Annotated in this window: 15 protein-coding genes; 5 read left to right on the top strand and 10 right to left on the bottom strand. The window is 56.9% G+C overall.

Going from position 1 to position 13,926, the window contains the following annotated elements:
- Nucleotides 1–136 precede the first annotated feature (136 nt).
- Nucleotides 137–475 (top strand): hypothetical protein, encoded by a 339-nt coding sequence (locus AC2FH2_RS06660; protein WP_282027225.1) that lies wholly within the window; start codon nt 137–139, stop codon nt 473–475.
- Nucleotides 476–526: 51 nt separating this feature from the next.
- Here the strand turns inward: AC2FH2_RS06660 and AC2FH2_RS06655 are convergent, their stop codons facing one another.
- The 3 genes from AC2FH2_RS06655 to pgsA are packed head-to-tail and all read right to left on the bottom strand — an operon-like array spanning nt 527 to nt 1,892.
- The gene (locus AC2FH2_RS06655; RefSeq protein ID WP_496823198.1) at nt 527–970 is read right to left on the bottom strand and encodes a molybdenum cofactor biosynthesis protein MoaE; all 444 of its coding nucleotides are present in this window, start codon (nt 968–970) and stop codon (nt 527–529) included.
- A 4-nt stretch (nt 971–974) separates the two neighbouring features.
- Entirely contained in the window at nt 975–1,220 is a 246-nt protein-coding gene (gene moaD, locus AC2FH2_RS06650; protein WP_142635267.1) for a molybdopterin converting factor subunit 1, read from the bottom strand.
- 3 nt (nt 1,221–1,223) lie between these two features.
- Nucleotides 1,224–1,892: a CDP-diacylglycerol--glycerol-3-phosphate 3-phosphatidyltransferase gene (pgsA, locus tag AC2FH2_RS06645; RefSeq protein WP_142635269.1), complete on the bottom strand. Its 669-nt coding sequence runs from the start codon at nt 1,890–1,892 to the stop codon at nt 1,224–1,226.
- A gap of 175 nt (nt 1,893–2,067) precedes the next feature.
- On the opposite strand from pgsA, the gene AC2FH2_RS06640 reads away from it, so the two are divergent.
- Nucleotides 2,068–2,952 (top strand): DMT family transporter, encoded by an 885-nt coding sequence (locus AC2FH2_RS06640; protein WP_281995276.1) that lies wholly within the window; start codon nt 2,068–2,070, stop codon nt 2,950–2,952.
- Here AC2FH2_RS06640 and uvrC read toward each other — a convergent pair.
- From uvrC to AC2FH2_RS06610, 6 genes are all read right to left on the bottom strand, one after another.
- Nucleotides 2,949–4,844 (bottom strand): excinuclease ABC subunit UvrC, encoded by a 1,896-nt coding sequence (gene uvrC, locus AC2FH2_RS06635; RefSeq protein ID WP_496823183.1) that lies wholly within the window; start codon nt 4,842–4,844, stop codon nt 2,949–2,951. The genes AC2FH2_RS06640 and uvrC overlap by 4 nt on opposite strands.
- Before the next feature lie 290 nt (nt 4,845–5,134).
- Entirely contained in the window at nt 5,135–5,914 is a 780-nt protein-coding gene (locus AC2FH2_RS06630; protein ID WP_496823182.1) for an SDR family oxidoreductase, read from the bottom strand.
- Nucleotides 5,915–5,930: 16 nt separating this feature from the next.
- The gene (locus tag AC2FH2_RS06625; RefSeq protein ID WP_271948590.1) at nt 5,931–6,893 is read right to left on the bottom strand and encodes a calcium/sodium antiporter; all 963 of its coding nucleotides are present in this window, start codon (nt 6,891–6,893) and stop codon (nt 5,931–5,933) included.
- Between the two features lie 168 nt (nt 6,894–7,061).
- Entirely contained in the window at nt 7,062–7,859 is a 798-nt protein-coding gene (locus AC2FH2_RS06620; RefSeq protein ID WP_496823181.1) for a S49 family peptidase, read from the bottom strand.
- Between the two features lie 113 nt (nt 7,860–7,972).
- Nucleotides 7,973–8,734: an ABC transporter permease gene (locus tag AC2FH2_RS06615; RefSeq protein WP_271948588.1), complete on the bottom strand. Its 762-nt coding sequence runs from the start codon at nt 8,732–8,734 to the stop codon at nt 7,973–7,975.
- On the bottom strand, nt 8,731–9,660 hold the full coding sequence (locus AC2FH2_RS06610; protein ID WP_142635285.1) for an ABC transporter ATP-binding protein: 930 nt from the start codon (nt 9,658–9,660) through the stop codon (nt 8,731–8,733). The genes AC2FH2_RS06615 and AC2FH2_RS06610 overlap by 4 nt, the downstream gene beginning before the upstream one ends.
- Nucleotides 9,661–9,814: 154 nt before the next feature.
- On the opposite strand from AC2FH2_RS06610, the gene AC2FH2_RS06605 reads away from it, so the two are divergent.
- A complete protein-coding gene (locus AC2FH2_RS06605) occupies nt 9,815–10,909 on the top strand; it encodes a CaiB/BaiF CoA transferase family protein (RefSeq protein ID WP_496823180.1) in 1,095 nt (364 codons plus the stop codon).
- Here the strand turns inward: AC2FH2_RS06605 and hemE are convergent.
- Entirely contained in the window at nt 10,906–11,940 is a 1,035-nt protein-coding gene (hemE, locus tag AC2FH2_RS06600; RefSeq protein ID WP_271948582.1) for a uroporphyrinogen decarboxylase, read from the bottom strand. The two genes, AC2FH2_RS06605 and hemE, sit on opposite strands and share 4 nt — an antisense overlap.
- Before the next feature lie 107 nt (nt 11,941–12,047).
- Between hemE and hemC the strand changes: the two genes are divergently transcribed.
- Together hemC and AC2FH2_RS06590 are read left to right on the top strand one after the other, a co-directional pair.
- The gene (hemC, locus tag AC2FH2_RS06595; protein WP_271948580.1) at nt 12,048–13,007 is read left to right on the top strand and encodes a hydroxymethylbilane synthase; all 960 of its coding nucleotides are present in this window, start codon (nt 12,048–12,050) and stop codon (nt 13,005–13,007) included.
- A 469-nt stretch (nt 13,008–13,476) separates the two neighbouring features.
- Nucleotides 13,477–13,878, top strand: coding sequence for a carboxymuconolactone decarboxylase family protein (locus tag AC2FH2_RS06590; RefSeq protein WP_142635290.1), 402 nt, complete (start codon nt 13,477–13,479; stop codon nt 13,876–13,878).
- The last annotated feature ends 48 nt before the right edge of the window (nt 13,879–13,926 follow it).

The raw sequence follows: 13,926 nt of genomic DNA, 5'->3' as shown, positions 1-13,926 counted from the left end.
CAGGCTAGGACATGCGCATCGATCCCGTGAACACGATTCCCTGTTTCCGGATAAGGGCCTTGTGCAACGTCAGGTAATCCAGAACTCCAAAACAAGCTGGTATTGGTGCTTGCTGGGTCCACGCAGCTGAGGTGATATGCCGTCAAGTTCCAGTCGGCATCTTCCGTCTGTTCTTAGGGTCGAAATCGAATGGGAAACTCTAACCTTTAGGGGCTTCTACGATGTCAAAAATCCGTTCAACGACTATCTATTCGGAACCGGCATTCTGACAGCGCTGATTACCGCTTTCCTGCCGATAGTCATTTTTTTTGCGGCTTCGGCTGAGGAAGATTGTCTCAACATCTTTGCCCACATGCGGGATGTTTTGCTTACGGTTCTAGAGTTGACCGAAGCTGAGCGGCTGCCTGAAACCAACACCTTATCCAGCATAGTTTTGGCGGATCCAAATTTGCAGCACGCGATGATAAGCATGTGAGCGCCGAATACGAACAGCATGGTGCAAAGGCTTATATCCAGGGACCCGTGTTTACCACCGGGTCAGCGCATCTTCGTCTTCGTCCTTGGCCGAAACCCACTCCGCACCAGCGGTGGTGATTTCTTTCTTCCAGAAGGGGGCGCGGGATTTTAGGTAGTCCATCAGATATTCGGCCGCCTCGAACGCATCCTTACGATGCGGTGCGGCAGTGGCCACCATCATGATCCGATCCCCCGGAGCGAGCCTGCCATGCCGATGGATCACCAGCACATTGCCCAGCGACCAGCGGTCCATTGCTTCTTGCGCAATCTGGGTCAAGGCCCGTTCCGTCATGCCCGGATAATGCTCAATCTCCATCACGTCCAAATCGCCCGTGGCCAGATCACGCACAACACCGGTAAAGGTCACGATTGCGCCATTTGCAGCATCGCCCGCCGCAAAGTCATTTGCCTCGGTAGCTAGGTCAAACGGGTCTTCCTGCACCACGATGCGCATGACCTCAGCCACCTGTCATTGGTGGGAAAAAGGCAACCTCACGAACGCCCGCCAACGGGGCGTCAAAATCCGACAATTCCTGATCCAGCGCAACACGTAAGGCCGACAGATCCGCAAAGGCCGCTGCATAGCGATCCTCGCGCGCGCTAAGTTCTGCGACCAGATCGGATACGGTGGCCGCCTCGGTTTCAACCCGTTCTTTCGGCAGGCCGATCCGTTCGCGGACCCATGCGAAATACAGCACATCCATCCCTTAGTTCTCCTTCAGGTGTGGCATGGCTTTACGTAGGTAGTCATAGCCGGTGATCAATGTCAGCGCTGCTGCGATCCACAGCAGCCACAGGCCGATCCGACTGGACCAGAACATCCCTTCAAGATGCCAGCGCAGGCCGTTCAGGTCGTCTTCCTGCCCGGTCAGAATCTGGTCGATCAGCGTTGGGTCCATGCCGAAGCTGGCCATCACAAAGTAATGCTCGAAGATGCCCTGTGAAAACAAGACGGCTATCGCCACCATCTGGGCCGTGGTTTTCCATTTGGCAAGTTTGGTAACTTTCAGCGTCCCAGCCGTATCACCCAGATATTCGCGCAGGCCTGACACAAAGACCTCTCGGAACAGGATCACAGTGGCAGGCAGGACCAGCCACGGCGTCCAGTGTTCGGCCGAATACCCGACCAAGATCATCAGCGCGATCACCACCATCGCCTTATCGGCAATCGGGTCCAGCATGGCGCCAATTTTTGTTTCCTGCTTCCACGCTCGTGCCAGATAGCCATCGAACCAGTCGGTTAAGGCGGCTGTCAGAAACAGGATCAACGCGAACCAGTCGGCATAGGGCCGGGTGAAATACAAAAACATCACGGCCAGCCCCGGGGCTGCCAGCAGACGCAGGACGGTCAGAATATTGGGCAGGTTCCACTTCATGCAGCGGACCCTACATCGCTAAAATCCAACAGAAAAGATAGACAGTCAAAAAACCGTACTTGTCCCCTGAACTTGGTCAAAGCGCCGCAGGCAGCGCGTGGTGCGTCCATGCCCCTTGGAGTTTGTTCTATTTGCGGTCAGGTTCACCGCACGTATCCGGGACAGAAGGCACCTCATGACAGCTCATATACAAACCGATGCCCGGTCAAATCTGACCGGCAGCCTGTGGATGATCGCCGCAATGGCGGGGTTTGCGCTGGAAGACGCGCTGTTGAAAGCGGCTTCGGGTGCCGTACCGATCTGGCAGGTGATGGTTCTGTTCGGGGTGGGTGGGGCCCTGGTCTTTGCGGCGGTTGCACTGGCGCGCGGCACGCAACTGTTTCAGCCGGATGTCCTGTCGCGCCCGATGAAAGTGCGCGTGCTCTTCGAGGTATTCGGACGGTTATTCTATGTCTTAGCCATTGTGCTGACGCCTTTGTCCTCAGCTACTGTGATTTTGCAGGCGACTCCGTTGGTCGTGGTCGCTGGCGCTGCGCTGATCTTTGGCGAAACAGTTGGCTGGCGACGGTGGAGCGCGATTCTGATCGGTCTGATTGGCGTTGTAGTCATCCTGCAACCGACCGGAGACAGCTTTTCGGCGCTGTCCATTCTGGCGGTGCTGGGCATGTTGGGCTTTGCCGGTCGCGATCTGGCCAGCCGCGCAGCCCCGGCGACACTGGGGACTGAGGTTTTGGGCTTTTACGGCTTCCTCAGCATCATCGTTGCCGGTTTGGCCTATCGCCTGTGGGAGGACGTGCCAATCGTCCCGCTCGATCTGTACAACGGTCTGTTTCTGACCGGTGCGGTGCTTATGGGTGTGATGGCCTATGCCTCGCTTATGAAGGCGATGCGGATCGGAGAGGTCTCGGCCGTGACGCCGTTCCGCTATACGCGTCTGCTGTTCGGTATCGGTCTGGGCGTGTTCCTGTTCGGCGAGCAACTAGACCAGACCATGTGGATCGGCAGCGCGCTGATTGTGGCCTCGGGGCTGTACATCCTGTGGCGCGGGCGGCGGGCCTAGCCCTTGTCGTGGAAGAAATCATAGACCTTTTGCGCCAAGCCGGCCGAAATCCCTTCGACCGCTTTCAGATCGGCCAGGTTGGCCCGGCCAACTGCTTTGGCGCTGCCGAAATGAGCCAACAGGGCTCGTTTGCGCGCGGCCCCTACGCCGGGGATTTCATCCAGCGGTGTGGCCCCCACGGCCTTGGCACGCTTGGCTCGATGGGTGCCGATGGCAAACCGGTGGGCCTCGTCTCTTAGGCGCTGAATGAAATAGAGCACCGGGTCGTTGCGTTTCAGCGCAAAGGGCCTTTGGCCAGTGCGGTGAAATTCTTCCTTACCATGGTCGCGGTCAACGCCTTTGGCGACACCTATCATGGGAATCTCTTCGACCCCGTGCTGCGCCATAATCTCATGGACGGCGCTCACTTGCCCGGCGCCACCGTCAATCAACAGCAGATCGGGCCACATTCCCTTGTCACGGTCGGGGTCTTCTTTTTGCAGGCGGGTAAAGCGGCGGGTCAGCACCTCTTTCATCATGCCAAAGTCGTCACCGGGGGTCAGGTCATCTCCACGAATGTTGAACTTGCGATAGGCATTTTTCATGAAACCTTCGGGGCCGGCCACGATCATGCCGCCCACGGCATTTGTTCCTTGAATATGGGAGTTGTCGTAGACTTCGATCCGGTTTGGCGGGGCATCCAGATCAAATGCCTCGGCGATCCCGCGCAACAGTTTGGCCTGCGTGGCACTTTCCGACATCCGCCGGGCCAGGGATTCACGCGCGTTGCGTATGGCCCCTCCGACAAGTTCTTGTTTCTCACCACGCTGGGGCACAAGGATTTCTACCTTGCGACCGGCTTTTTCGGTCAGCGCCTCTTGCATCAGATCGGCGTTTTCAATGGCATCTGACAGGATCAACTGACGGGGTGGTTCCTTGTTGTCATAGAACTGACCCAGAAACGCCTCCATCACCTCGGCGGCTGACACATCTGCCCCGACGCGGGGATAGAAGTCCTTGTTGCCCCAGTTCTGGTTGGCGCGGATGAAGAACACCTGAACGCAAGCCTGCCCACCGTCCATATACAGGCCGATCACATCCGCCTCGGCCACACCGCGCGGGTTAATGCCTTGCGAGGTCTGCACCTGCGTCAGCGCCCGGATGCGATCGCGCAGGCCAGCGGCGCGTTCAAACTCCATCGCCTCAGACGCGGCCATCATCTGTTCGGCCAGTTCCTCTTGCACTTTGGTCGACCGGCCTGACAGGAATCGTTCCGCATCCTTGACGCTTTCACGGTAGTCCTGATCCGAGATCAACCCGACACAAGGCCCAGAACACCGCTTGATCTGATAGAGCAGGCAGGGACGGGTGCGGCTTTCGAACATCGAGTCAGAACAGTTGCGCAGCAGGAAGGCCTTTTGCAGCTGGTTCAGGGTTCGGTTCACGGCACCCGCGCTGGCGAAGGGGCCGAAATACGCGCCCTTTTCCTTTTTTGCTCCCCGATGCTTTTTGATCTGTGGAAAGACATGGTCCTTTGCCACCAGAATATTGGGAAAGCTTTTGTCGTCGCGCAGCAGCACGTTGTATTTCGGTTTGAGCTGCTTGATCAGGTTCTGTTCAAGCAGCAGCGCCTCGGTCTCGGTCCGGGTCGTCAGGAACATCATCGAGGCCGTGGCCGCAATCATCCGCTCGATCCGGCCAGAGTGTCCCGGTCTTGTATAGTTCGACACCCGTGCCTTCAGATTGCGCGCCTTGCCGACGTAAAGAACCCGGCTGTCCGCATCCAGCATCCTGTACACGCCAGGTGAACTGTCGAGCGTTTTCGCATATCGCTGGATGCAGGCGTATCCTGTCGACTGGGCCGTCGAATGGGCGTCATTCTGAGAGCTGTTGGTGTCGTCTTGAGAGGTCATGGCCAAAATATGTGATTCTTTGACCATGGCTGCAATCTTGAGCGCTTCAGATCAAGGGAAAACAAATCCACGTATTCTGTGGATAACTGTGCAGATAACTTTTGTGGGGCTTGAATTTTCCCTTGTTTCATTAAGGATTCCTTGATTTGCTTAAAAAATAGGCACATATGTAATCTATTGAATTTAAACAGTAAAAATTTCTACACATGGCAAGTGTATGAAAAAAAAGACATTTTTGTAACGGATTGATAACAGAAATGAGAGCGGTGCAAAACTTCCAGCACCAAACGTTATTCCACGCCCAGAACATCCGGTGTCTGCCACCCCAAATGCTGTCCGCCATCCACGCAGAGAATCTGGCCGGTGACCGCATGAGCATCCAGGAAGTACCCAAGTGCAGCGGTGATGTCAGAGGGGTTTGACCCACGTTCCAGAATGGTGTTGGCGCGCTGTGCTTTGAAGTGATCTTCGGATTGCCTGTGACCCTGCATCGTCGGTCCCGGTCCGATGGCATTGACGCGGATCGCCGGGGTTAGCGCCTGAGCTGCAGTACGGGTCAACGCCCATAGCCCCATTTTGGCGACGGTGTAGGACATGAATTCGGGCGTCAGTTTGCGGACCCGCATGTCGACCATATTTACAATCAGGCCCGTTGCCAGCGGCTCTCCTGCATCATCGGTTTCAGGTTCCAGACCCTGTTCAGCCATCGCCTGAGTCAGAACGAATGGCGCCCGCAGGTTGCTGTTCATGTGGCGATCCCAGCTTTGCCGGGTGGCCGTGTGGATGTTGTCGTATTCAAATATCGAAGCGTTGTTGACCAGGCAGGTAATGGGTCCGCCCAGTGCCTCGGATGCGCGTGGCAGCAGGGCAGCCACGCCTGCTTCTTCTAACAGGTCGGCCTGCAAAGCCACCGCATTGCGGCCCAGGGCCCTGATTTCAGCGACAACCTTAGATGCCTCTTGTTCAGAGGAAGCGTAATGGACCGCCACGTCGTAGCCACGCCCGGCCAGATAAAGGGCCATTGCCCTACCAAGGCGAATTCCGGCACCGGTAACTAGGGCTCGGGTCATGCGGCCTCTCTTTGTGTCACACCAACAAGGAAATAACGTAAACCGCGTAAAGGCTTGTCAACAGAATTCCCCATCCGCGGGTGATATCCCGTTTGAAAAATACAAAGGGGACCAAAAGGAGTGATGCGCCCAGCATGACCCAAAGATCAAATCGCAGGAATTCTGGATCAACAGGAATGCGCCCAAACAGGGTTGCAATGCCGACGATGGCCAACAGATTGAACATGTTGGACCCGATAACATTGCCCAAGGCGACATCGGCTTGTCGGCGCAGTGCTGCCATAATTGTGGTCGCCAGTTCCGGCAGGGAAGTTCCCACCGCTATAAGTGTCAGTCCGATTACAGTCTCGCTGACGCCGTAAGTGCGGGCAATGATTGTAGCGTTGTCGACCAGAAGATGTGCGCCCATAGGCAGGCCTATCAGTCCGAGCACCAGGTAGACTGAAATCTTCCAATAGGGCATGTCTGGATCGGCTTCTTCCAGGCCATCAAAATCGTCATCCTCGGCGCAAGCTTTGCCGCAGGCCTTGCGATGGGCATGGGCTTCTCGGAAGGCGGTCCATAGAACAAAGCTGAGAGCAGCCAGCAAAATCGCGCCGCTGAACAGGTTGAACACGCCGCAGAAGGCAAGGCCGATGAACAGAACGGTTGCCAGCAACATGAACACATAGTTCTTGCGGCTGTCACATTCGCTGGTGTGCAGCGTGGCAAGCAGCGCAGGCAGGCCCAGCACCAGCAGGATATTGGCCGTGTTCGACCCCACAACGTTACCCAGGGCGATGCCCGGTGCGTTTTCCTTAATTGCACTGATTGCAATCAGAAGTTCTGGCGCCGAGGTGCCGAATGCCACGATCGTCAAACTAACGATCAACGCCGGTACTCCAATCCGCAGGCTGAGGTTCACGGCACCGCGTACCAGCGCATCCCCCGCCAGCAACAGGATCAACAAACCGAGACCGGATAACAGCCATGCCGTCATGCGCGGCCTCCTTTTTCGCAGGCACAGGGACCTTTACCGATCCTGAACCGATGACAGCGCGGGCATCTTGCGGATTGCAGTTTTTTCTGCCCCGGGAACCGCAGTTTGCCGAACATTGCCAGGACGCCCATGGCAATCAAAAAGAGGGTCACGATCTTGATAATCACGCTACAAACCGAAACGTGCGTATGCGGCACGCTCCTCAAGTCCGGCAACCGCGTCCTGTGCCAAGGAGGCGCCGAACCGTGACCAGAATGGCTTGCGCAGCCCGTAACGGCGGAATTTTACTTTTTCGCCAAACCGGTCCTGCATTTTGGGTTTGAGATGAGCGATGCCGTCGATCAGGCCAAGTTCATGCGCGCGGCGTGCCAGCCAGACTTCGCCAGTGAACAGATCAGCACCCGTTTCAAGCTTTGCCCCGCGTCGTGCTTTGACATGAGCAGTGAAGTTCTCGTGGATATCGCGTAGCAGGCCTTCAAGCCTTGCGACATCTTCAGGTTTTTCCGGGGCAAAGGGATCCAACATGGATTTCGAATGGCCCGCCGTGTGCACTCGCCGTTCGAAACCCTGCCTCTCAAGGAAAAGATGTGCGCCGAACCCCGAAGAGATCACGCCAATCGAACCCAGTACCGAACTGTCATCGGCGTAAATCTCATCAGCTGCCGCTGCCAACCAATAGCCACCCGAAGCTGCCACATCCTCGACAAATGCGAAGACGGGAACATCCAGTTCTTTCGACAGACGCTGAATGCGCGCACCGATCAATGAACTTTGGACCGGGGATCCGCCGGGCGAGTTGACCTCAAGCGCGACGGCGGCAGGTTTGCCTTTGCGAAATGCTTTTTCGAGAACCGGCGCCAGAGTTGTGTCAGACATCGACCCGCGCCCGGACATGCCGATTGCACCCGATAAGCGCACGACCGAAACGGTTGGCTGTTTTTTGAGAAACGGCAGGCTGACCTTCATGGGTGCCGATGTAGAGTGCGCCCACGCGGTAAACAAGGGAGCGGCTGACCGTTATCGGTCGCGTGGACGTATTTACTGAAGGTGATGGGCAAAAATGCAACGCCGTCCACGGCCTAACTCCGGATGCGCCAGCCAGTTTTGAAGATCCATCCGATGATGCCCAGACACACGCCGGTAAACGCCAGTATGGCCAAAAGGCTGAACATGATCGGCACATCGGCCAGACCGTAAAACGACCAGCGAAAGCCCGAGATCAGATAGACGACCGGGTTGAACAGGGTGATGGTCTGCCACAGCGGGGGCAGCATCGAAATCGAATAAAAGGTACCGCCCAGAAAGATCAGCGGTGTCACCACGAGTTGCGGAACCAAAGACATCTGCTCGAAATTGCTGGCCCAGATGCCGATGATGAAGCCCAGCAAGGAAAAGCTGAGGCAGGTCAGGACTAGAAATGTCACCATGGCAAGCGGGTGTTCAATACGCAAATCCACAAAGAATGCAGAGGTCACAAGGATCACGACACCCACAAACAGCGACTTTGTCGCCGCCGCTCCGACATAGCCGATGACGATCTCGATGAAATTCACCGGCGCCGAAAGAAGCTCATATATCGTTCCCAGAAACTTTGGGAAATAGATCCCGAATGAGGCGTTCGAGATCGACAGCGTCACAACAGATAACATGACCAGCCCCGGTACGATGAATGCGCCATAGGATACGCCTTCGACCTCTTGTATGCGGCTGCCAATCGCCGTGCCAAAGACAACGAAATACAGCGATGTCGACAGGACCGGAGATATGAAGCTTTGCGCAAGGGTGCGGAAGAACCGGGCCATTTCGAACCGGTAGATGGCAGTAATGGCGGACCAGTTCATGTGGCTTCTCCCGACACCATATTGACAAAGATCTCTTCAAGGCTGGACTGACGCGTTTGTACATCGCGTAAAATCAGCCCGGCCTCGGCCACATCGTTCAACAGGGTGGTGATGCCAGTGCGGTCGGCATTTGTGTCGTAGGTATAAACCAGCGCGTCACCCTTGCCATTCAGTTTGAGATTGTGTGCGGCCAGACTGTCGGGGACGGTTTGAATGGGCTGGGTCAGCATGACTTCGATCTGCTTCTTTCCCATCTGCGCCATCAAAGTGTCTTTGTCCTGAACCAGTAGCAGTTCACCCTTGTCGATGACGCCGACACGGTCGGCAATGGCCTCGGCCTCTTCGATATAGTGGGTGGTTAGAATGATGGTGACACCGGCCTGCTTCAACTCGGCCACGATTTCCCACATGTCTTTGCGCAGTTCGACATCAACACCTGCGGTCGGCTCGTCCAGAAACAGAACACGCGGCTCGTGTGCCAGCGCTTTTGCGATCAGAACCCGACGTTTCATACCGCCCGATAGTTCTTTGATCGCGTTTTTGCGTTTTTCCCACAAAGACAATTTGCGCAGAATTTCTTCGATACGTGCGTTGTTCTGCCCAAGCCCGAACAGCCCGCGCGACAATCGCACAGTGTTCCAGACCTTTTCAAAGGGTTCGAGCGCGATCTCCTGCGGAACCAAACCGATCATCCGGCGTGCTGCGCGAAAATCAGTCTGGATATCGTGGCCGCCGACGGTCACGCTTCCTGAGGTTGGCGTCGTTATTCCACACACCGTCGAAATCAGCGTGGTCTTGCCTGCACCGTTGGGACCCAGCAGAGCCAGGATTTCTCCCTGCTCGATGTCCAGAGACACGCCCTTTAGCGCCTCAAAACCTCCGGCATAGGACTTTCGCAAATCCCTGATGGACAGAATTGTTGTCATGCGCCTCCCCCGTTCTGGCGGCGACACTACCCTGCGAGTTAGCCACAGAACAGGCCCAATTCACACATTTTGCTCAGCTTTCCAATTGGCCTTTCCAGTCCGGGCTTGCATTTCCTGGCTGGCCCCGAAACCCTGCGCGGGCAGGAGGACTGGTATGTTAAGTGGAATTCGGATCATCGAAATCGAGGGCTTGGGCCCCGGTCCCTTTGCCGCCATGCTGTTGGCCGATCTCGGTGCAGATGTGATCACCGTCCACCGCACGGGGCAGGCCGCGACTCCGGGCATGCCCGAACAGTCAGTTCTGGATCGGGGTAAGCGCTCGATCAGCCTGAACCTCAAAGACCCGGCCGATCTGGATGTGGCCCGGCGCCTGATCGCCACGGCTGATGCACTGATCGAAGGGTTTCGACCCGGTGTGATGGAAAAGCTGGGCCTTGGCCCTGATATCTGTCGCGATCTGAACCCAAAGCTGATTTATGGCCGTATGACGGGTTGGGGACAGGACGGCCCCTTGTCCAAGAATGCCGGGCACGATCTGAACTATATCGCACTGTCCGGGGCGCTTTGGTATGCGTCGCAACCGGACCAACCGCCGCAAACCCCGGCCACTTTGGTGGGTGATATCGGTGGCGGTGCCATGTATCTGGTCGCGGGCATTCTGGCCGGATTGCTGAATGCGGCACGCACAGGAAAGGGCACGGTCGTGGACGCCGCTATTTATGACGGCTCGGCCCATATGATGAACCTGCTGATGAGCCTGCGCCAAACCGGAAACCTGTCAGATACTCGCGGACACAGCCTTCTGGACGGTCCCCATTGGAGCCGAACCTATGCCTGCTCTGATGGTGGATTTGTGGCGGTGCAGTGCCTGGAGCCGAAATTCTATGCCGAGTTCCTGCAGATATTGGACCTGTCTGGCGATCCCGAATTTCGGCAGCAATATGATGCTTCCACCTGGCCCGCGCTGACCCGGCGGCTGGCTGAAATCTTTGCTGGCAAACCACGTGATCATTGGGCGGCGCTGTTTGCAGCAAGTGACGCCTGTGTTGCACCGGTGCTCAACCCGTCCGAAGCGCAGAACCATGCCATGAACACAGCACGCCAGATCTGGCTTGCCCCCGACGGTATGCTACAGGCCGCCGCCGCGCCGCGGTTTTCCGAGCGGGAGTGGAAGCCCAGACCCAGCCCGCGCCGCGGAGATCATACACAAGACATACTGGCCGAGCTGGACGCCCGACCCAAAGCCTAGCGGTTGCGCACTGCGTCGATCATACGCTGAACGTTGTCGGGATCGGCATCGGGCGTGATGCCATGACCCAGATTGAAGATATGCGGCCCTTTGGAGAATGCATCGACAATCCGCCGGGTCTCGTCCACCAGCGCTTGACCGCCGGTCACCATATGCGACGACGCCAGATTGCCCTGTACGCAACCATCCACCTGGACATGCTCGGCGCCCCATTCCGGCGAGACCGAATTGTCCAGCGCGACGCAATCAACCCCCGTGGTTTTGGCGAACCCGATATAGCCATCTCCGGCCTCTCGCGGGAATCCGATCACCGGGATGCCGGGGTGACGTTCCTTGATGGCCTGGGTGATTACGCGGCACGGCTCGACCGCATATTTGCGGAACGCCTCACCCTTCAGCGATCCGGCCCAGCTGTCGAATATCTTGACTACCTCGGCGCCTGCCTCGATCTGGGCTGAAAGATATTCGATCGTGGCCAGCGTGATCCGGTCCAGCAGCGCTTCGAACAGCGCAGTATTCCCCTCGCGCAGCGCATGGGCGGGGCCTTGATCCGGGGTGCCGCGTCCGGCGATCATGTAGGTCGCCACTGTCCACGGCGCGCCAGCAAAACCGATCAAGGTTGTCTCGGACGGCAACTCCTGTGACAGGATGCGCACTGTCTCATAGACTGGCGAGAGTGTTTCGTGGATATCCTCGACCGATTTCAGCGCATCAAACTCGGATTGCTGCGTGATGGTCGACAAACGCGGGCCTTCACCGGTGACAAACCAAAGGTCCGCACCCAGCGCCTGTGGTACCAGCAGGATATCCGCAAACAGGATAGCTGCATCGAACCCATAGCGACGGATCGGCTGCAATGTGACCTCGGCCGCAAGCTCGGGATTGTAGCACAGAGACAGGAAATCCCCGGCCTGCGCGCGCGTTGCACGATATTCTGGCAGATACCGTCCGGCCTGGCGCATCATCCAGATCGGAGGCACATCCTGCACCTGTCCTGCCAATGCCCGCAGCAGTTTCTTTGTTTCGGCCATCTGTGCCCCCAATCGTCTGGTTTGTGGCAACGGGTCTTCCTTCGGCGGCAATTTGTCAAGCTCTGCCCCCATTGTCAGGGCAATGTGACGCGACTAAAGCTGTGTCCATGACATTGACCCTGCCTTCACCCGCCTCACCGCTGAAAATCGGCACCCGTGGTTCGCCCCTGGCGCTGGCGCAAGCCTATGAAACCCGGCAGCGGTTAGGCACAGCCTTTGATCTGCCCGAAGATGCATTCGAAATCGTGGTGATCAAGACCACCGGCGACAATCGCGCGATGATCGACGCTGACCGCCCGCTGAAAGAGATCGGCAACAAAGGCCTGTTCACCAAGGAAATCGAAGAAGCGATGCTGCGAGGTGATATCGACATCGCTGTGCATTCGACCAAGGACATGCCGGTCGAACAGCCCGCGGGTCTTGTGTTGGACACGTTCCTGCCGCGCGAAGATGTGCGCGACGCTTTTATTTCGCCCAGCCTGAACTCTATTCATGACCTGCCCAATGGCGCGGTGGTTGGCACCTCGTCTTTGCGCCGCCGGGCTCAGCTGTTGAACCGGCGCCCTGACCTGAATGTGGTCGAGTTCCGTGGCAACGTGCAAACGCGCCTGAAGAAACTGACCGATGGTGTAGCGGATTGCACGTTTCTGGCGATGGCAGGTATCCGGCGCCTGAATATGGACGACGTTCCCGCAACTGCTATCTCGCCCGAGGATATGCTGCCCGCTATTGCACAAGGTACAATCGGTATCGAACGCCGCAGTGACGATCCCCGTGCTGCAGGGATGTTGGAGGCAATTCATCATAGCGAAACCGGGTATCGACTTTTGGCCGAGCGCGCCTTGCTGGCCGCGCTTGACGGGTCCTGCGAGACTCCGATTGCCGGGCTGGCTGATATCAGCGGTGGCATTCTGCGCCTGCGCGGAGAAGTCCTGCGCCCGGACGGGTCTGATTCTATCGCCGAAGACGCCACTGGCGTGATTGGTGATGGTGCAGAAATGGCGCGCGCAATGGCCGAAAAACTACTGACAAAGGCCGGCCCCGGGTTCTTTGATTGGAAGAATTGAAGATAAATTTATTTAATGTGAACTAGTTCACTGTCGCGCTCTCAAAGATCAGGCATTAAGGATGCACACCGATTGAGAAATCGGGTTGGTCTCGAAGAAGTCGAAAGTTTTTGTTAGTCTGTCCATTTTTAAGTGGTTTTCGAGGGGGCGAGACCAAACCCCGACATTCAGTCAGTAAGGGCCGCTGTCTCATTAAGACGGCGGCCCGTTTACTTTTGGGTGTCTCAAATAGCCGCGACGTCTTGAACCGCTTGCACAATCGCAGCCCGCTGGTGAAGCGATGTCAGTACATATAATTGCCTGTCTTCAAGACTGGATGCGCGGGGCAGTGGAATGATCCTCGTGCCAAAGGGCTAGAAAATCCGTCGCATTTTCTTATCCGGTGTAAAGTGCAAGCGTTGATAGTACCTGTAAGAGGCGTAGAGTGCTTCAGCGCACCGCTTCATTGTGACGATTACCGGAGACCAAGATGGCCGAGACTTTCGACGAAGATCTGTTCCTCAGAGGGCTGGAGCAACGCAAAAGCACCCTGGGCGCGGAATATGTTGAGAAAAACCTGGCCGCCGCCGACGATTTTACCCGGCCGTTTCAAGAGGCAATGACCGCTTGGTGCTGGGGTTTCGGCTGGGGCGACGATGTGATCGACGCCAAGACCCGGTCAATGATGAACCTGTCCATGATCGGCGCCCTGGGCAAGATGCACGAATGGGAACTCCACTGTCGCGGCGCCATCAGCAACGGCGTCAGCAAAGAAGAAATCCGGGCCATTATTCACGTGATCGGCATCTATTGTGGCGTGCCGCAGGCGCTGGAATGCTTTCGTGTCGCGCGCAAGGTTCTGGACGAGGCAGAGACAACCTCTGAGACATGATCATGAATTGAGCTGTGCCCAAGCTGCATCAAGCTGAGTGGATTTTCG

The sequence above is a fragment of the Ruegeria sp. YTSA105 genome, from assembly GCF_059610225.1.
This window is presented reverse-complemented; position numbering and strand designations above follow the sequence as displayed.